This window comes from Algoriphagus resistens (assembly GCF_001442615.1).
In the GTDB taxonomy this organism is placed as follows: Bacteria; Bacteroidota; Bacteroidia; order Cytophagales; family Cyclobacteriaceae; genus Algoriphagus; species Algoriphagus resistens.
This window is the reverse complement of the sequence record NZ_LMXN01000008.1, coordinates 59,861-77,657: the sequence shown is the minus strand read 5'-3', so window position 1 is coordinate 77,657 and position 17,797 is coordinate 59,861. Positions and strand designations below refer to the sequence as shown.

The 17,797-nt window shown below is 42.1% G+C and carries 20 protein-coding genes and 1 tRNA gene; 11 read left to right on the top strand and 10 right to left on the bottom strand.

The annotated features are described in order from the left end of the window. Nucleotides 1-52: 52 nt before the first annotated feature. Both AS141_RS15015 and AS141_RS15010 read left to right on the top strand, forming a co-directional pair. Nucleotides 53-490 (top strand): UPF0158 family protein, encoded by a 438-nt coding sequence (locus tag AS141_RS15015; protein WP_057938499.1) that lies wholly within the window; start codon nucleotides 53-55, stop codon nucleotides 488-490. Nucleotides 491-681: 191 nt separating this feature from the next. Continuing rightward, nucleotides 682-1,188: a GNAT family N-acetyltransferase gene (locus tag AS141_RS15010; RefSeq protein WP_057938498.1), complete on the top strand. Its 507-nt coding sequence runs from the start codon at nucleotides 682-684 to the stop codon at nucleotides 1,186-1,188. Nucleotides 1,189-1,237: 49 nt separating this feature from the next. Here AS141_RS15010 and AS141_RS15005 read toward each other — a convergent pair whose 3' ends face one another. The 3 genes from AS141_RS15005 to AS141_RS14995 form a co-directional block, all read right to left on the bottom strand. Beyond that, nucleotides 1,238-1,897 carry a beta/alpha barrel domain-containing protein gene (locus AS141_RS15005; protein WP_057938497.1) on the bottom strand — a complete coding sequence of 220 codons (660 nt, stop codon included), beginning with the start codon at nucleotides 1,895-1,897 and terminating at the stop codon, nucleotides 1,238-1,240. Nucleotides 1,898-1,905: 8 nt separating this feature from the next. Beyond that, entirely contained in the window at nucleotides 1,906-2,901 is a 996-nt protein-coding gene (locus tag AS141_RS15000; protein ID WP_057938496.1) for a sugar kinase, read from the bottom strand. Nucleotides 2,902-2,975: 74 nt separating this feature from the next. Further along, nucleotides 2,976-4,325: an RNA-guided endonuclease TnpB family protein gene (locus tag AS141_RS14995; RefSeq protein ID WP_082632311.1), complete on the bottom strand. Its 1,350-nt coding sequence runs from the start codon at nucleotides 4,323-4,325 to the stop codon at nucleotides 2,976-2,978. Between AS141_RS14995 and tnpA the strand changes: the two genes are divergently transcribed. From tnpA to AS141_RS14985, 3 genes are all read left to right on the top strand, one after another. Continuing rightward, the gene (gene tnpA, locus AS141_RS27420; RefSeq protein ID WP_087149427.1) at nucleotides 4,249-4,743 is read left to right on the top strand and encodes an IS200/IS605 family transposase; all 495 of its coding nucleotides are present in this window, start codon (nucleotides 4,249-4,251) and stop codon (nucleotides 4,741-4,743) included. The genes AS141_RS14995 and tnpA overlap by 77 nt on opposite strands. A 176-nt stretch (nucleotides 4,744-4,919) precedes the next feature. Continuing rightward, nucleotides 4,920-7,739 (top strand): carbamoyl-phosphate synthase large subunit, encoded by a 2,820-nt coding sequence (gene carB, locus AS141_RS14990; RefSeq protein ID WP_057938494.1) that lies wholly within the window; start codon nucleotides 4,920-4,922, stop codon nucleotides 7,737-7,739. A gap of 23 nt (nucleotides 7,740-7,762) precedes the next feature. Further along, entirely contained in the window at nucleotides 7,763-8,029 is a 267-nt protein-coding gene (locus AS141_RS14985; RefSeq protein WP_057938493.1) for a DUF4834 family protein, read from the top strand. 163 nt (nucleotides 8,030-8,192) lie between these two features. Here the strand turns inward: AS141_RS14985 and AS141_RS14980 are convergent, their stop codons facing one another. Further along, nucleotides 8,193-9,386 carry a class I SAM-dependent methyltransferase gene (locus tag AS141_RS14980; protein ID WP_057938492.1) on the bottom strand — a complete coding sequence of 398 codons (1,194 nt, stop codon included), beginning with the start codon at nucleotides 9,384-9,386 and terminating at the stop codon, nucleotides 8,193-8,195. Next, nucleotides 9,386-10,375, bottom strand: a complete 990-nt coding sequence (locus AS141_RS14975) for an aspartate-semialdehyde dehydrogenase (RefSeq protein WP_057938491.1) — start codon at nucleotides 10,373-10,375, stop codon at nucleotides 9,386-9,388. The genes AS141_RS14980 and AS141_RS14975 overlap by 1 nt, the downstream gene beginning before the upstream one ends. A 677-nt stretch (nucleotides 10,376-11,052) precedes the next feature. Between AS141_RS14975 and AS141_RS26605 the strand changes: the two genes are divergently transcribed. The 3 genes from AS141_RS26605 (at nucleotide 11,053) to scpB (ending at nucleotide 12,567) form a co-directional block, all read left to right on the top strand. Then, on the top strand, nucleotides 11,053-11,223 hold the full coding sequence (locus AS141_RS26605; RefSeq protein WP_157243484.1) for a hypothetical protein: 171 nt from the start codon (nucleotides 11,053-11,055) through the stop codon (nucleotides 11,221-11,223). A gap of 396 nt (nucleotides 11,224-11,619) precedes the next feature. Next, the gene (locus AS141_RS14965; RefSeq protein WP_057938489.1) at nucleotides 11,620-12,003 is read left to right on the top strand and encodes a TraR/DksA family transcriptional regulator; all 384 of its coding nucleotides are present in this window, start codon (nucleotides 11,620-11,622) and stop codon (nucleotides 12,001-12,003) included. Between the two features lie 3 nt (nucleotides 12,004-12,006). Next, nucleotides 12,007-12,567, top strand: a complete 561-nt coding sequence (gene scpB, locus AS141_RS14960) for an SMC-Scp complex subunit ScpB (protein ID WP_082632310.1) — start codon at nucleotides 12,007-12,009, stop codon at nucleotides 12,565-12,567. On the opposite strand, the gene AS141_RS14955 is transcribed toward scpB, so the two are convergent. The 4 genes from AS141_RS14955 to era all read right to left on the bottom strand — a co-directional run bounded on the left by AS141_RS14955 (nucleotide 12,564) and on the right by era (nucleotide 15,736). Further along, on the bottom strand, nucleotides 12,564-13,187 hold the full coding sequence (locus tag AS141_RS14955; protein ID WP_057938487.1) for a SprT-like domain-containing protein: 624 nt from the start codon (nucleotides 13,185-13,187) through the stop codon (nucleotides 12,564-12,566). The two genes, scpB and AS141_RS14955, sit on opposite strands and share 4 nt — an antisense overlap. Nucleotides 13,188-13,249: 62 nt before the next feature. Next, nucleotides 13,250-13,450, bottom strand: a complete 201-nt coding sequence (locus AS141_RS14950; RefSeq protein ID WP_057938486.1) for a hypothetical protein — start codon at nucleotides 13,448-13,450, stop codon at nucleotides 13,250-13,252. Between the two features lie 76 nt (nucleotides 13,451-13,526). Further along, complete coding sequence (der, locus tag AS141_RS14945; RefSeq protein ID WP_057938485.1) at nucleotides 13,527-14,840, bottom strand: ribosome biogenesis GTPase Der; 1,314 nt, start codon at nucleotides 14,838-14,840, stop codon at nucleotides 13,527-13,529. Between the two features lie 2 nt (nucleotides 14,841-14,842). Further along, nucleotides 14,843-15,736: a GTPase Era gene (gene era / locus AS141_RS14940; RefSeq protein WP_057938484.1), complete on the bottom strand. Its 894-nt coding sequence runs from the start codon at nucleotides 15,734-15,736 to the stop codon at nucleotides 14,843-14,845. Nucleotides 15,737-15,881: 145 nt separating this feature from the next. Between era and AS141_RS14935 the strand changes: the two genes are divergently transcribed. Then, nucleotides 15,882-15,954, top strand: a tRNA-Met gene (locus AS141_RS14935). 144 nt (nucleotides 15,955-16,098) lie between these two features. On the opposite strand, the gene AS141_RS27230 is transcribed toward AS141_RS14935, so the two are convergent. Next, the gene (locus AS141_RS27230; protein ID WP_262481000.1) at nucleotides 16,099-16,233 is read right to left on the bottom strand and encodes a hypothetical protein; all 135 of its coding nucleotides are present in this window, start codon (nucleotides 16,231-16,233) and stop codon (nucleotides 16,099-16,101) included. A 234-nt stretch (nucleotides 16,234-16,467) separates the two neighbouring features. Between AS141_RS27230 and AS141_RS14930 the strand changes: the two genes are divergently transcribed. Both AS141_RS14930 and AS141_RS14925 read left to right on the top strand, forming a co-directional pair. Next, nucleotides 16,468-17,028, top strand: a complete 561-nt coding sequence (locus tag AS141_RS14930) for a TlpA family protein disulfide reductase (protein ID WP_057938483.1) — start codon at nucleotides 16,468-16,470, stop codon at nucleotides 17,026-17,028. Nucleotide 17,029: 1 nt separating this feature from the next. Next, nucleotides 17,030-17,695 carry a thioredoxin family protein gene (locus tag AS141_RS14925; protein WP_082632309.1) on the top strand — a complete coding sequence of 222 codons (666 nt, stop codon included), beginning with the start codon at nucleotides 17,030-17,032 and terminating at the stop codon, nucleotides 17,693-17,695. Nucleotides 17,696-17,797 lie beyond the last annotated feature (102 nt).

The following is a 17,797-nucleotide window of genomic DNA, read 5'->3' as shown; positions in this document are numbered from 1 at the left end:
TTTGATCAGAATTCGACTTTCACTATTTTTCTGAAAATTTTGTAAACCATCAATGCTTTCGCTTACTGACAAGGAGATAGACCTTATCTCAACACAATTACTCAAAGGAATGATCTGTTTCTATCAGATCGACAAGAAAAGAATTCATCAGATGCCGGATGATGAGGATTATTATAATTATGATCTGACTGAGGCTGAAGAAGATGTACTGGACGAGATTGAAGAAAATCCGGACAATTATGCCGAGTTTACCCAGATGGAGCCTGCTCAAGAGCATCAAATGATGCAGGATTTTATTGATCAGCGTGTCAAAGAAAGAAATCTTGCGGAGGATTTGGTGAGCTCACTGACCAAACCGAAAGCAAATACAGCATTTAAGTTTTTGATCGAAGACTCCAAATACAAAAGCGAATGGGTGGAATTCCGCAGGGAAAAATACTATGACTGGATCAAGGAGCAGGTTGATAGTTTCAACTACACCGAAGATTAATGGATAGCCGGCCAGTTGCGTCGGCTATTTATTTTGCTTAACCGCAGAATGCGGTAGTTCGGCAAGCTCAACAGCAACGGTTTTCGTGGAGCGCGAGGTTGTCTTGCTTCTTTAGAAGTCAGATTTGCAGAGAGAAGTTTTTTGTCTTATAGAAATAAGAAGGTTTCATCATTTTTTCATATTTTGAATCCATGCAAAAGCCCCCTGAATTTTTAATCAGAAATACACTTAAGCCAGGAGATCTTGGGCAGGTAGCTGCCTTGCATGGGAAAGTTTATTCAGAAGAACATGACTTTGGATTGGGCTTTGAAGCTTATGTCATGGAAAGTCTGCTGGAATTCTACCGTGCATATAACCAGGAAAAAGACCGTGTATGGGTGGTAGAAAGCGGGGGGGAAATGGTAGGATTTGTATTACTCATGCACCGTCCTGCCAATCGAGCACAGTTGCGTTACTTTATTTTGGCTAAGGAGTTCCGTGGCAGAGGTATTGGGAGCAGGCTGATGAAAGAGTGGTTGGAGTTCTATAATACATCCAATTATGATGCGGCTTATTTATATACTACCTCTGGGCTCGATGCTGCTGTAAGTCTGTACGAAAGAATGGGCTTCAAAAAGATCAGCGAAATGAAATCGATGAATTTTGGGGTGCCCATGTTGGAACAGTATTATGAGTTAATCACCCATCCGGAAAAATAGTATGGTGTAAGTGGTAAGTTGTTTGAAAACTCCTTGCCACTTACAGCACTTACCGAATGCTTTTAATCACCTGTAGCGTATCGGTTATTTTATTCTCAAGCAGATCATACTGCTGGTTTTTGATCCAGTCTTTTTTGAAAAGCTGCGATCCCATTCCCACGCAATAGACGCCTGCGTCAAACCATTCTTTCAGATTTTCCCGGGTAGGTTCCACCCCGCCGGTTGGCATAATATGTAAATCAGGATAGACGGATTTGGCGGCAGCTACAAATGTTGACCCGACCACGTTTCCTGGGAATGCCTTCACCAAGGTGGCCCCTAACTTTTTAGCCTGAAAAATCTCAGACATGGTCGCACATCCAGGGATCCAGAAAATTTCCTTTGAATTGCAAAACACGGCTAATTCTGGAATCAGCGCCGGTGATACGATAAAATCAGCGCCTGCTTCTATAAAGGAATTTGCATCTTCGGCGGTGAAAATGGTGCCAATGCCCATCACCATATCGGGGTATTTTCCAGCATGAGCATATAGCTCTTTGAAAATATCCAGAGAGTTTGTCGCTCTGTTGGTGAACTCAAAAACCCGAATTCCTGCTCTGTAGGAGGCGTCAACTACATCTTTTGTCACTTTTAAATCCACATGGTTGAATACAGGGATCATTCCTGTGTCATTCATGGCTTGTAACATGTCACTTTGTGAAAATCTCATACTTGTTTTTAACGTAAAAGTTTACCTACATTTTTTCCTTCCACCAGCTGGTTTATCTCGTCTACAGAAACAAAGTTTGCGTCTCCCGGAATAGAGTGTTTTAACACCGAAGCAGCCACCGCAAAGTCCAGGGCATTTTGGTCATCTGAGGTTAGCAGGCCATAAATCAATCCAGCCATGTAAGCATCTCCGCCTCCAATTCTATCCACGATATGGGTCATCTCATAGGTTTTGGATTCGAGCATAGCTTCTCTGTTCCAAAGGACTCCGCTTAGTTTGTTTTCAGATGCACTGATCGAATCCCGGTGAGTGGTCGAAACATAGTTTAAGTTGGGGCACATGGTTTGGGCTTTTTGGCAAGCTTGGAGATAGTCTGTCTCTTGGATGCCCATGCAGTTTTCGAAGTCTGTGAGGCCTGCAATGATCAAGTGTGAGGGTTCTATCAATTCAGGCATGACCTCCATCGGGCCTTTCCCGTATTGCCAAAGGTTTCTACGGTAATTAATATCAGCACTGATTTTGACCCCAAGCTTAGTGGCAGCCTGTATAGCGGCTTTACAAAGATCTGCGGCTGATTGGGAAATAGCTGGTGTAATACCTGTCCAGTGAAACCAATCCGCACCTTCAAAAATTGTCTCCCAATCAAAATCATCGACATTGACCTGGGCAAATGCCGAATCAAAGCGGTCATAGATAATTTTTGATGAGCGCTGCATAGCACCGTTTTCTACAAAATACACACCCATTCTCCCTTCATTGTAACGGATAAAGGTAGTGTCCACACCAGCAAACCTTAGCCCATTGACAGCTGCTTTTCCGATTTCGTGATCTGGGAAAGAAGTTACATGGGCAGCGGACAATCCCCAGTTCGCTAAGGAAACAGCAACATTTGCTTCGGCACCTCCATAGTTGACTTCGTAGGATTGTGTGTTTATAAAGCGTTCATGTCCGGGGGTAGAAAGCCTGAGCATGATTTCGCCCAGTGTGATTATTCTTTTATTCATCGAGTGGATGTTTTGCGATTTTGGATTTATCGAAAAATTGGAATGATACATTGCATTCCTTTTTATCTTAATGATTAGGCAATAGTGAACTGCCCACCCACGCCAAAGGCGATGGGATGGGCTTCGGGTTTCATAGCGTGTGCTTTGTTGCCAAAGTCTGATTTCCGCTCCACCCTTGTAATGGACAGTCCCTGCCCATATATTTTTAACCCTTCTTTTAGAATATTTTTTGCAGCGTTCAGATCACGGTCAAGAACGTGTCCGTTTTTGCAAGTCCATTCTCTTATCGAAAGATTTAAGTCCTGGTTGATCCAACCACATTCACAACAGGTCTTACTTGAGGGATACCAACGATTGATTTTTACAATTTGCCTGTCATTCCAATCGGCTTTGTATTCAAGAAACCTAACAAAAGTCCCCCAACTGGCATCAGAAATATGTTTGGCAAGTTTAGGGTTCTTAACCATTCCTTTTACATCCAAATCTTCCAGTGCAATTAGATCGAAATCCGATACCAATTTATGTGACACCTGATGTAAGTTATCCATTCGTGAATTGGTTATCTTCCCGTGAATTAAAGCAGTTTTCCGTCTTTGTTTTTCAAACGAATTACTGCCCTTTGTTTTACGGGAAAGATGTTCTTGTGCTTTCGCTAATTTTCTTTCATAGTGTTTTGTGTATTTATTGTTTTTAAATCTAATTCCATCAGAAGTAACAGCAAAATCTTTTAATCCTAAATCTATCCCACAAACTGCACCTGTTTTTTCTTTGGGCTGGTATTGTTCTTCGGATAGAATTGATACAAAGTATTTACCTGTTGGTGTCTTGCTTAAAATGCATTTACCAATTTCGCCTTTTACTTCACGATGGACAGTCACCTTAATACCTTCTTTAAACTTAGGGGCGTAAAACCTTCCATCTCTAAGTTTGGCAAATTGCGGGACTGTAAATGTGTTTTTCTTTTTCCTTGACTTAAACCGTGGAAATTTAGCATTGCCCCTAAAGAAGTTTACATAGGCAGTATCCAAACACCTTAAAGCAAATTGCAATGATTGGCTATTCACTTCTTTAAGCCAGCTGGTTTCCTCCTGTTTCTTTAATTCGGTAAGTGCCGCAGCTTGTGCGTAATAATTATCAGATTTATTGCCTGCCTGATATTGCTCTTTTCTTTCGTTTAAAAAGTGGTTAAAAACGTACCTTATACATCCGAAATGCTTATCCAACAACACTTTTTGTTCCTGCGTTGGCTGTAATTCAAATTGAAATGTACGGTATATTGTTTTCACCTGTGCTAATATAGTATAGTTTATACTGACCCCTGCGCTTTTTGTAAATGTTCCCATCGAAATGGGGGAACATTCACAAAAAACCTCACTAATAGGTCCACCAAAACAAACGGCATCAGTACAAACCGTTCTAAACATTATCTTCCGAAAGCCAATGCTTGTAGGTCAGTTAACTAATGATAGTAAGGCAATCTTCTTATCCATCGCTTCCAAATCTGATTTTGATATTGAAGTGATGGAAACTGATGACGATCATGTACATTGTTTAATCCGTTACATCCCACGTCGGTCTATTGCCAAAATTGTCCGTAGGCCAAAACAACGAGCTACATCCCAAATCCGACAACTCCATCACACTACACTTCGCAGGCAATATTGGTATCAGTCAATCCTATGGTCAGATGGTTACTTCGTTTGTTCAGTAGGTGGGGCATCACCTGATACCATTCGTAATCACATTCTTTCAAGGTTAACTTTCCTCAGCGATTGTTGCTTACATCCCATCCACGTTCCGATGGATGGGATGTACCCTCCGTTTTATAAAAGCCATTTATAGGTTTACCAATAAATTCAATTCTTTGCCAAAAACGAAATAATTCTGAAGGAAATTTGCCTAGGGTTCAAAGGTGGTTTTTGATTTCTTTGGGTTTTACCGTGCCCCTTCAGAATATTTTTCTAATTTTGCCCCAATTTGGACTTAAGTAAAACTTTCTCTTCAATCTCCCCTCTCTAATGCCTAAAGATAGCAGTATAAAGCACGTTCTCATCATTGGTTCAGGTCCCATCGTCATTGGTCAAGCTTGCGAATTTGACTACGCAGGTTCTCAAGCCTCCCGATCTCTTCGCGAAGAAGGGATCACGGTCACGCTGATCAACTCGAATCCGGCGACTATTATGACTGATCCTGTCACGGCCGACAATGTCTATTTGCTTCCTTTGGAAAAGAAATCCATTGTAAAAATCCTTAAAGATCATCCGGACATCGATGCAGTTCTTCCTACCATGGGTGGGCAAACCGCCCTGAATCTTGCCATTGACTGTGAAAAAGGCGGTGTCTGGGCTAAGTACGATGTGAAAATGATCGGTGTGGATATTGATGCAATTGACACAGCCGAAAATCGTGAGAAATTCAAAGCACTCATGGAAAAAATCGGTGTTGGCGTATGTAAAGGTGCTACGGCCACTTCTTTTCTTCAGGGGAAAGAAATTGCCCAGGAAATCGGGTTCCCGCTTATCATCAGAGCCTCATATACACTAGGTGGCGCAGGTGGAGCCTTTGTAGAAACTGCCGAAGAATTTGAGAAGGCCCTTTCCGCAGGCCTTCAGGCTTCCCCGGTTCACGAAGTCTTGATCGAGCAGAGTATTTTGGGCTGGAAGGAATACGAGCTGGAAGTAATGAGGGATAATATCGGTAACATGATCGTGATCTGTTCCATAGAGAACTTTGATCCTATGGGTGTGCATACCGGTGATTCTATCACTGTAGCACCGGCGATGACCTTGCCTGACACCACGTATCAGCGCATGAGGAATTATGCCATCACGATGATGAACAGTATCGGGAACTTTGCAGGTGGCTGTAATGTGCAGTTCTCGGTAAGTCCTGATAATTCAGAAATCATCGGTATTGAGATCAATCCGCGTGTTTCCCGTTCTTCTGCCCTGGCATCTAAAGCCACAGGATATCCGATTGCGAAAGTAGCAGCTAAACTGGCTATAGGATATAATCTGGATGAGTTGAAAAACTCAATCACTGGAACAACTTCAGCATTTTTTGAACCTACCATTGATTATGTCATTGTGAAAGTTCCTCGTTGGAACTTTGATAAATTCAAAGGAGCGGACAGAAGACTTGGCTTATCTATGAAGTCTGTAGGTGAAGTGATGGGGATAGGCAGAAACTTTCAGGAGGCACTCCAGAAGGCCTGTCAGTCCTTGGAAATCAAAAGAAATGGCTTGGGTGCCGATGGCAAAGAACTTCGTAACCAGGATGAGATTCTGTATTCGCTTGCCAATCCTAGCTGGAATAGGCTTTTCCATATCTATGATGCCTTCAAACTTGGGATTTCTTTCCGCACGATTCAGGATTTGACTAAGATTGATAAGTGGTTTTTGAAGCAGATCGAAGAGTTGATCCATCTGGAAAAGGAAATTGGTAAATATAAACTTGATACTATCCCTCAGGAACTGATGGATCTGGCTAAGCGCAAAGGCTATGCGGACCGTCAGATTGCACATTTGTTGGATTGCCTGGAAAGCGAAGTTTTCGATAAACGCTACAAGGAAATGGGGATCAAACGGGTGTATAAATTGGTAGATACCTGTGCGGCTGAATTTGAAGCCAAAACCCCTTATTATTATTCTTCATTTGGTTCTGAGAACGAATCCGTGAAATCAGACCGTAAGAAAGTCGTGGTCTTGGGTTCCGGTCCAAACCGCGTCGGACAAGGGATCGAGTTTGATTATTCCTGTGTACACGGAGTCCTGGCCGCCAAAGAATGTGGCTACGAGACGATCATGATCAACTGTAATCCTGAGACGGTTTCTACGGATTTTGATATTGCAGATAAGCTGTACTTTGAGCCTGTATTCTGGGAGCATATCTACGAGATTATCCTTCACGAGCAGCCAGAGGGGGTGATTGTTCAGCTAGGTGGCCAGACGGCATTGAAGCTTGCCGAGAAACTGGAGAAATATGGAATCAAAATTATAGGAACCAGCTTTGAAGCTCTGGATCTAGCTGAAGATAGAGGAAGATTCTCTTCTCTTTTGAAAGATCTGGATGTTCCTTATCCAGAATTTGGTACAATTCATAGCACTGACGAAGCACTGGAGCTTTGCAAGACTATCGGTTTTCCACTTCTGGTACGTCCGAGCTATGTATTGGGCGGACAGGGGATGAAGATCGTGATCAACGAGAAGGAGCTAGAGCAGCATGTCGTGGATGTGTTGCGGGATATTCCCAACAACGAGATTTTGCTGGATCACTTTCTTGAGGGGGCTATTGAGGCTGAAGCCGATGCGATCTGTGATGGGGAGAATGTCTACATCATTGGGATTATGCAGCATATCGAGCCAGCGGGGATCCACTCAGGTGATTCTTACGCAGTGCTTCCTCCCTATAATTTGGGAGATTTGGTGATTCGGCAGATCGAAACCTATACTGAGAAAATTGCCTTGGCGCTAAGAACTGTAGGTTTGATTAATATCCAGTTTGCAATCAAAAATGACAAAGTCTATATCATCGAAGCAAATCCAAGAGCCTCCCGTACGGTGCCATTTATTTGCAAGGCTTACAGAGAACCTTATGTCAATTACGCCGTAAAGGTGATGTTGGGAGAGAAAAAAGTGACTGATTTTGAATTCAAACCTTATAAGAAAGGTTATGCTATCAAGGAACCTGTTTTCTCTTTCCACAAATTCCCGAAAGTAAACAAAGAACTGGGGCCTGAAATGAAATCTACCGGTGAAGCGATTTATTTTATCGATGATCTGATGGATGATTATTTCCTGAAAATCTACGCAGAGAGAAATCTGTATTTAAGTAGATAATTTCGAACCAAAAAACAGAGCCGATGGGCGGATTATTAAAATTTGTAGTTATTCTTTTAGGGATTGGCTGGCTTCTTGGCCAGCTAATCCGATATTTTCTTCGAAGTAAATTGGCAAAATTTGCACAACAGGTAAACGAAGTGGCCAGGGAGGAGCAACGTGCCCAGCGACATGCTTCTGCTCCCAAGGATGAAGTGGTTGTGGATTATGTTCCAAAGCAGAGGAAAGAAAAGTTTAACAAGGATATTAAGGGCGGGGAATACGTCGATTATGAAGAAGTGAAGGAGTAATTCTTCACTTTTTTCTTTTTAGCAGCAAAGTAGGTTCAACATGTTTACTGCTTCTCCTGAAGCTGGCCTATTCAGGCTTTTTCCAGTTGCTTCATTTGGATTGTTGTGGCAATATGGGTATTCGCGATTAAAAAATTAAAAACTTAAATCCTACTACTTTGTTTTATTCCGGCTTTGCCAGCCTACACCAAATGACCTTGAAGCCGCTTTGGGTCTTTGTGCCGATCAAAAAGTCTTCTCCACCGTCTTTCACTCCTAATTTTTTCTTCAGCACTTCAGAACCCGAGGCGTAATTCCGGGTAATTACATTCACCTTTCCTGAGGGAAATAGCTTTTTAATTTCGGGTTTCTTCGGCTGTACCTCTTGGATTACTTTGAAGACCCGAGCAGGGATATCAGTTTGCACTTCAGCGCAAGTGTATAAATGACTATTGGGATCGAGTTTCTTCAGGCCAAATCTTTCCCCAAAAATTTTGAATGCTCCGGCTTTCAAAATTCCTGAAAATGGCTCAATTAAATAATTGGCTACTTCTCCAAATGTTGAATTGATCCCGGTTTCTTCGCCTAGTTCAAATGAAAAGCTACTTTCCCTGTCACCCAGATCAATCGCTTCTATTTTCAAATGCGGTTCAGAAATACTTTTGTCCCAGTGCAAAAGCAGTTCTTTCACTTCGTTTTTCACGGATAGTACCTGTACTTTCTGGATATCCACGAGCTCTGAAATTGCCTGTGATATGTCGAGCATCGGAGATACTTTCAGCAAAATCGAATCAGCCTTGCTTTTCATCATTTCCCATGCGCTTACTACATCTGGCTCACAGTCCTGAAGCTTGTATAGCTTCTGATTGTCTTTTCCTCTTCGTGCAGGATCTGCATAGATTAAGTCAAAATGCTGTTCTGTTTGAGCCAAAAAATCTAATCCATCTCCTTTTACGATCTCGAATTTTCCAGCTTCCAGCAGTTCTAAATTGTAGGCTGCTATAGCTGCCAATTCCTCTTCCCGCTCACAATAAATAGCTTTTTCGAATCGCTTACCAATATGATAGCAGTCAACACCAAAGCCGCCAGTGAGATCAATCATAAGCTTGCCAGTTCTTCCCCTGGCCTTAAAATCTGCCGTCAGCTCCGATGAGCTTTGCTCCAATGGGATCGATGTAGGGAAAATCAAGTTTGGGTTTGAAGCCCAGGAAGTAAGTTTCTTGGTGGCTTTTTGACGGGCAGCGATCTGCTGGACTGCGGCTTTTAGGTCGAAATCAACTTTGCCTTGATGCCTGAAAAGCAAAAGTGCAGGATCTTCCCTAAGATGATCCTGCACAAATTGTTGGAAGTCTGCCCGGTGATAATGGGACAAATCCATTAAATCAAACCATTTGCTAGCGCGTATTCAGCGATTTGCACGGCATTGGTAGCAGCGCCCTTTCTAAGGTTGTCAGCTACAATCCACATATTCAGCGTATTTGCCTGTGACTCGTCTCTTCTCAGGCGGCCTACGAATACCTCGTCTTTTTTATGCGCGGTGATCGGCATTGGGTAGATGAAGTTTGCCGGGTCATCCTGAACGATTACACCAGGTGTAGCTTCCAGCAACTGCCGAACCTCGACCAGGTCAAAGTCTTCTTTGAATTCCACATTAACTGCCTCAGAGTGTCCGCCCATAGTAGGGATTCTCACTGTAGTTGCTGTTACCTGGATTGTATTATCACTGAATATTTTCTTGGTTTCGTTGATCATTTTCATTTCCTCCTTGGTGTAGCCGTTTGCCTGGAACACATCGATATGGGGAAGCACGTTCATGTCAATTTTGTGAGGGTAGACCATTTCGGCACTTTCTCCCGCACGCTCCGCCATCATCTGATCCACTGCTGCCTTACCTGTGCCTGTCACAGATTGGTAGGTGGACACCACCACTCTTTTGATGCCATAGCGCTGGCGCAAAGGCTCCAGAGCCAATACCATCTGGATAGTAGAGCAGTTTGGATTTGCGATGATCTTATCTTCCTTGGTCAATTCTTTTGCGTTGATTTCCGGAACGATCAATTTTTTTGTAGGATCCATTCTCCATGCAGAGGAATTGTCGATGACGATGGTACCTGCCTCAGCAAACTTGGGAGCCCACTCTGTGGAAGTGCTTCCTCCTGCGGAAAATATCGCTACTTCTGGTTTTAATGAAACGGCTTCCGCAAGCCCGATAACAGTGTAGGGTTTTCCCTTGTATGCGATCTGTTTGCCTACTGATCGCTCACTGGCGACTAATAGAAGTTCGTCAAAAGGGAAATTGTGCTCGGCGAGCACCTCTAGGATTTCTGAGCCTACCAAGCCGGTAGCTCCTACCACTGCTAATTTCATCTGATTGTAATTTGTTTTTTAAAGACCATATGGAATCTAGCATGCAGGATAACCATCATCTTGTGTGTCACCCGCGCTGTGCTCGATTTCATCAGATTTAAAGAAGTTGTTGAAAATTTTTGAAGCACAAAAGTAAGGGCTACAGATTCAATTTCAGACCCGCCACCCAAATATTTTAACCAAAAGCCTATGAAATTCAACAAAAAGAATAATTCTACATCATTTTGATTCCTAGCTTTAGTAGGTGTTTTTTAGTTGACTAATGCATGATTGTCTTATTTTTTATTTGGCAATTGATCTATTTCTCTGTTTTCATGGAGGGTAATTCCAAACATACTCAGGGTGACAAACCGGGCCGTGAATTTAAAAGTAAATGGAATGGATATAATACCTGGATGAATATTTGTTTAATTGCTGCACAAATGAGCTGAGAGGTACTTCTTCTTTCCAAAATAAAGTAGTAGGTGTGGCAGGATTTTACTTAGACGGGAACTGATAGCCAAGGGAAGCTCACCGGTACGGACACGGATACTTTTGGTAGAATTATAGGATTTGTCCAGAGAGGCAGGGGTGCTGCAAAACCATAGTCATTGTTACAAAACTTAAATTTTTTTCGGCTTCATTAGCAGGATCAAAAACAGAAAACACTATCTTAAGGTACACAACACCCAAAACCCATGGAAAAAGACCTAATCACCCAAGCCCTGCAGACAATTCACCTGCAGAATGGCAAAGACCTTAAGGAGGTTATGCAGTACTTGAATATGAAGTATCGGATAGACATCGACGCGTTGGTTCTCCAGAGCAGACTGAAAAAAATGATATTGGAGGAAAAAGCCGTCGCATGATGGCTTTTTTGTCTTTAGCGTCATAAATCAACTTACAGGAAAAAAATAGATGTCGGTAGAATGATTTTTTCACATCTCTAGATATACTGTGCTTAATCTTAAAGTGTAGCCTGCCGGAAAATATCCTCTATTAATTCGATAGGAGTAATAATTTTAAAAGCATGTAGGGTGTTGATTATCAGATTTTTGAAAGTTGATTTGAGTTTTATCCCCTGGCAATCCGCTTTTAGATTAGATCATCCCAGACTTTTGTGTAGCAGTTGGTAAACAAAATATCACATGATTTTCGGGTAAAAGCGGGCTTTAGAATCCTTGGAAATCCAACACGTACATGTATTTTAGAGAACTAATTCTAAAAAGATCCGTCCCATTACTATTATCTAATTTTAGCAGGCTATGAGCAAGGAAGAAAAGACCGCATATTCTCCGGAAGAGTTAAAGGAATTCGAAGTAATTATTCAGAAGAAACTTGAAAGTGCAAAGGAAGAGCTGCTTTCATTGAAAGAATCTTTGAGTAAAAAGAATGACAGTGGAACTGATTTTACTGCCTCAACTTCAAAACTGCTTGAAGACGGCGCAGATACGTTGGAGCGCGAAAGCCAAAACCAGCTTGCAGCAAGACAGCAGAAGTTCATCTATAACCTGGAGAATGCATTGATCCGAATTAAGAATGGCACCTATGGGGTTTGTGTGGACACGGGTAAACTGATTTCAAAGGAGCGATTAATGGCGGTTCCGCATACGATGCACTCCATAGAGGCAAAACTTGCTAAAAAATAAGCTTTGGATTTTCTCCATAGACATATTGAAGCATTGATTTTTTGCGCCCCCGTGCCTTTGCCCAAGGCAGAGATAGTAAAGTGTCTGAGTGAAATGTTTGAGGCCGAAATTCCCAATGAGCATGTGGATCAGGCAATTAATGACTTAATCGAAAAATATCAATCGGAAGAATTTTCTTTTCAATTGGAGCACATGGGGGGTGGGTATCAGTTCTTGACCAAACCTGCTTATCAAACCTCGATTGGTATTCTTCTGCGGCAACAGTCGCAGAAGAGACTGTCAACGGCTCAACTGGAAACCTTGTCGATTATTGCCTACAAACAGCCGGTGACCAAGGGTGACATCGAGCAAATCAGAGGTGTAAATAGTGATTACTCAGTACAGAAGCTGTTAGAAAAAGAGCTGGTTGATATCAAGGGTAAGTCGGAAGGATTGGGCAGACCTGTTTTATACGGCACTTCGGATAAGTTTATGGAATACTTTGGGATAAATTCCCTGAAAGATCTGCCTCAGCCGAAAGATTTTTCCCAGCCTGAAAACCAAATTGGGGAAGAGCGCGATTAATTAATCAGTTTTACTTTGGCCAGTTGGGCTATCAAATACTTTCTGCCCGATTTTATTTCCATGCACAGGACTCTGGTTCTTCGTGTTTCCCCCTTTTCAAATTCCCTTCCAGAGAGCAAAAACCGGTTTCCTAGCATTATATCGGACAGGAAAACAATCTCCGGGTTGCTACTTTTGTCATCGTATTTGCTCATTTCCTTCATTAGAAAAAGATCCGCAGCTGAGCTGGCTTTCGGGTTTTTCATGTGTTTGCGCAAAGGGATCAATAAGTCTATTGGGAAAAATTCGGTGGATAGAATGGGGGACATTAACTGTTGAAAAGTTGATTTCCACTCTGCCCCGTGCGGAGGGATTTCGATTCCAAACCTCAGGAAGGCATGGAGGTGTGCTACTTCATGGATATAGGTTAAGAGGAATTGGTAAGGGTTAAGATCCGAGTTGATCGTGATAGTCTGGATTTGACGGTCTCTTCTGTATCTGAAGTCTCCCAGCTTGGATTTGCGGCTAACGGTGGTTTTAAATGAAAAGGGTTCTTTTTCCCAAAGGTCAACTGCGTAATTTACTGCTGTTAAAGGAAGTTTCTGTGCTAATATTTCCTTTAGTTTTTCCGAACTGCTCATACCGAAAAATACAAAAAAAAGTCCCGCATAAGCGGGACTCAATACTTTTAGAAAGGAAAGAATTATTGAGCAGGCTCAACAGCTTCGACAGTCTCTTCAACTACTACAGTAGTATCAGCTTCTTCGATAATGATTTCCTCCTCTACAACAGGCTCTTCAACTACCTCGATAGTCTCAACAGTCTCTTCTTTAACTTCTTTGTTACCGCATGAAGCAACAGCGAACATGCTAGCGATTGCGAAAATTGCAAATACCTTTTTCATTTTTTGTGGTTTTCTTAATTACAAAGCAAAGGTATTACAGTTTTGTTTAAAAAAACAATAGTCCGTTTAAATATATTTATTTGTTTTTGTAAATAATTTTCACCGGAACTCCTTCAAAATCAAAGTTTTCCCGGAGCCTGTTTTCCAGGTATCTTGTATAGGGAGATTTGATGTATTGGGGGAGGTTACAGAAGAATGCGAAGACTGGGTTTTTAGTTGGAAGTTGGGTGGAGTATTTAATCTTAATGTACTTTCCTTTCCATGCAGGCGGGGGGTATCTTTCGATTTCGGCAAGCATGACGTCATTAAGCTTGGAAGTGGGGATTCTACGGGTTTTGTTTTCGTATACTTTCACCGCCAGCTCAATCGCCTGAAAGATTCGCTGCTTTTCAAGCACGGAAGTGAAGATGATCGGAATCCATTTGTTTTCGCCCAATTTCTCAAGCATGTCATCCTTGATTTTACCCATGGTTTTATGGTCTTTTTCGATCAAATCCCATTTGTTTACCATGATCATTACACCTTTGTTGTTTTTGATGGCGAGAGAAATCAAGTTCATGTCCTGGGATTCAAGCCCCCGGGTGGCATCCACCATGACCATGACTACGTCTGATTCCTCCAAAGTCCTTAAAGAACGCATGACAGAGTAGAATTCCACATCCTCTGTTACCTTGGATTTTTTCCGGATTCCGGCAGTATCCGTGATGATGAAATCCTGCCCAAAAAGCTGATATCTGGTATGGATAGAATCTCTGGTAGTTCCGGCTTCATCTGTTACGATGGAGCGGTCTTTGCCGATCAATGCATTCAGGAAAGATGATTTTCCAACGTTTGGCCTTCCGAGAATGGAAATCTTTGGAGTGTCTGCGTCCGGATCTTCAACCCCGTCCTCCTCGAAATGTTTAATCATCTCATCTAAAAGCTCTCCGGTGCCACTGCCACTGGCAGAAGCGATTGGGTAAACCTCATAGTCACTTACACCCAATGCGTAAAATTCATGCGCGGCGAAACTTTTTTCCTGGTTGTCAGCCTTATTGGCGACCACATAGATGGGTTTTTTGGAGCTTCTAAGCTCTTTGGCGAATTCGCTGTCAAGATCGGTAAGGCCGGTGTGACAATCGACAATGAAAAGAATTACATCCGCTTCCTCGATGGCAAGTTTCACCTGCTTACGGATCTCGGCCTCATACATGTCTTCTGAACCTGTGACGTATCCTCCTGTGTCTATCACTGAAAAAAACTTGCCTGCCCATTGCGCATGACCGTAGTGACGATCACGTGTTACTCCGCTCATGTTATCTTCAATCGCCTTTCTTTCTTCCACCAGTCGGTTGAAAAGAGTAGATTTGCCCACGTTAGGCCGTCCTACTATCGCTACTATATTTGCCATGATCAGGTTGGGTCGTACCCAAATTTTTTCAGTTTTAGTTTATTTTTTCTCCAGTCCTGCTCCACCTTCACGAAGGTTTCGAGAAAGACTTTTTTGCCGAAGAACTTTTCTAGTTCTTCCCGGGCCTGTATCCCCACTTTTTTTAGTGCAGCACCTTTGTCTCCTATGATAATGCCTTTTTGGCTATCTCTCTCCACGTATATGATCGCGCGGATGCTGATTATATTTTTTTTTACTTTGAAATCTTCGATAGAGACTTCGGAGCTGTAAGGGATTTCTTTTTTGTAATTCTCAAAGATTTTCTCCCGGATGATCTCAGAGGCAAAGAACCGTTCAGATCTGTCAGAAAGTTCCGCTTTGTCGTAAAAAGCAGGATGCTCAGGAAGTCTATCAAGGATTTCCTGCATGATTTTTTCAGTATTGAATTTTTCCCCTGCAGAAATAGGAATAACCAATTCAGACTTGATCCTAGAAGTCCAATAGGTGGTTATTTCTTCCAGTTGGCCTGGTTTGGCTAGATCAATTTTGTTGATAACCAACAAGACGGGGACTCCGGATTCATTGATTTTCTCGATCACGTGCTCAATGTCTGCATCCGTTTCGAAAAGATCCGTGACAAAAAGAATGATGTCCGCATCTTCCAGGGAGATGTTTACGAAGCTCATCATGTTCTTCTGAAGTTCGTACTGGGGCTTGAGTATTCCGGGTGTATCTGAAAAAACAATTTGATATTTGTCGGAATTTGTCAACCCGATAATTCTATGTCGGGTAGTCTGGGCTTTGGAGGTAATGATCGAAAGGCGCTCACCCACAAGGATATTCATCAATGTGGACTTGCCTACATTTGGTTTTCCGATGATGTTGACGAAGCCTGCTTGATGTTTTTGTGAATCCATTGTAGAAAATTTTTACAAAGGTACTTGATTTTGTAGAGTTTCTCCTTACCTTTGTACCACAATATCGGAGAAGGCCAGTCGCCAGAAACGGGATTGGCAGCCAAAAGGGCTTTTAAGTTAGAAATTCTTAGAATTAAAAATATATCGCGGGATGGAGCAGTTGGTAGCTCGTCGGGCTCATAACCCGAAGGTCACAGGTTCGAGTCCTGTTCCCGCTACTAAGCAATTAGTTGACCGTTTTACGGTCAACTTTTTGTGTTTTATAGGGTTTCTGGTGCGGTTTGTCCAATCAAATCAATTTCATTTGCTTCAAATTGTCCCAGAATCTGTCCCACTTTTTGTCCTTTTTTATATTGATCGTACTAAGAAACCCAATACTTTTTCCATGCTGAAAATTCGGATGGCTTGATGCGGTATCGTACAAAATCCCCTTCGTGTAGCCCGAGAAGTTCGGTTTCCACTACTTCAATGAATTGCCCCTGATCTGCTTCCTGCATCTAATTTCTCTTTATTGAATGCTTCTGCCGTGCCTGTTGGAGTTGAATATCATCTGAGTGTCATTTTTATGACCCCCTTGATGTAGGAAGAAGTTAGTAGCGTGAAAATGCAAGAAATGACTAAGGCTGCTTGACAATATTGCCAATACTGGCACTCACCTCACAGCTGTTGTTGAAGATCCAAAGAAATTCATAATGCGTAAAGTTTGTAACTTGCAATCTCAAATTTGAAAAATGCGGAATTTAAAGTTTATAATCATAAGTCTTCTTATTGCATATGCTTGTAAGGGGAAAGACAATGAATCAGAGCGCCTCGCTAATCAGCCTTATTCTGAAGGGACACCTACTCAAGTCATCCAACATGATGGGATGGAAGTGGGAATTTATGATTTTGAAAACTTCAAGCCGTTTCTCCAACGGGATAATGACAGTATTTATGTGGTCAATTTCTGGGCTACTTGGTGTAAACCCTGCATTAAAGAATTGCCGGAAATAGAACAGATCGGGCAGGAGTATAAAGACAGAAAATTAAAAGTGGTATTGGCCAGCTTGGATTTTCCCGACAAAATCTCTCCACAACTAATACCCTTCGCTAAAAAAATGAACCTGCAGTCCAGGATCCTCGTCTTGGATGAGGCGGATCCGAACGCGTGGATTCCCCAGGTGGATTCAACATGGTCTGGTGCCGTACCGGCAACTTTAGTATACTCTGGATCAAAAAGGGTTTTTCATAATGGTCCGGTCACTTACGAAGAATTGCAGAAATCTATAGATCAATTATTAACTTCAAACTAATATGGGCATCCTAAATTTTATTTCCATAAAACTACTTGCAATCCTATCTCTTCAACAAGCTGAGATTGCTAGTGATGATTTCAAATACAACCCAAAAAGAGCTGCTGTAAATTCTGAAATTTTAGTTGAAAATGGTTACCAAATCGGTGACCTGGCAACAGATTTTAATCTGAAGAATGTGGATGGAAAGATGGTTTCCCTTGCCAATTATAAAGAGGCAAAAGGATTTATAATAGTCTTCACCTGTAATCATTGTCCGTTTTCCCAAGCTTACGAAGAGCGTATCATCGCCCTAGACAAAAAGTATAAAGCTAAAGGGTTCCCAGTGATTGCCATCAATCCTACAGACCCTGAGAAATATGAATCCGACAGTTTTGAGAACATGCAAAAACAGGCCCAAGAGAAAGGATACACTTTTCCTTATCTGCTGGATGTGGGCCAAAAGATTTTCCCTCAATATGGAGCTACAAACACCCCACATGTTTACGTTTTAGATAAAACTGATGAAGGGAATAAAGTCGCCTACATCGGAGCTATAGATGATAATGCAAAGAATCAAGCGGCAGTTCAGAAAAAATATGTGGAAGCTGCAGTAGAATCTCTTCTAGCCGGCAATTCTCCGGCTGTGACACAGACCAAAGCTATCGGCTGTACTATTTCAAGGTAGAAGGACAACTAGTTTTATTACGATGCTCTAAGTGATATATTTCTTCTTTAGCGAAGGAGAAAATGCCAATTAACCCCTATAAAGGGAAAGATGGACTTGGCA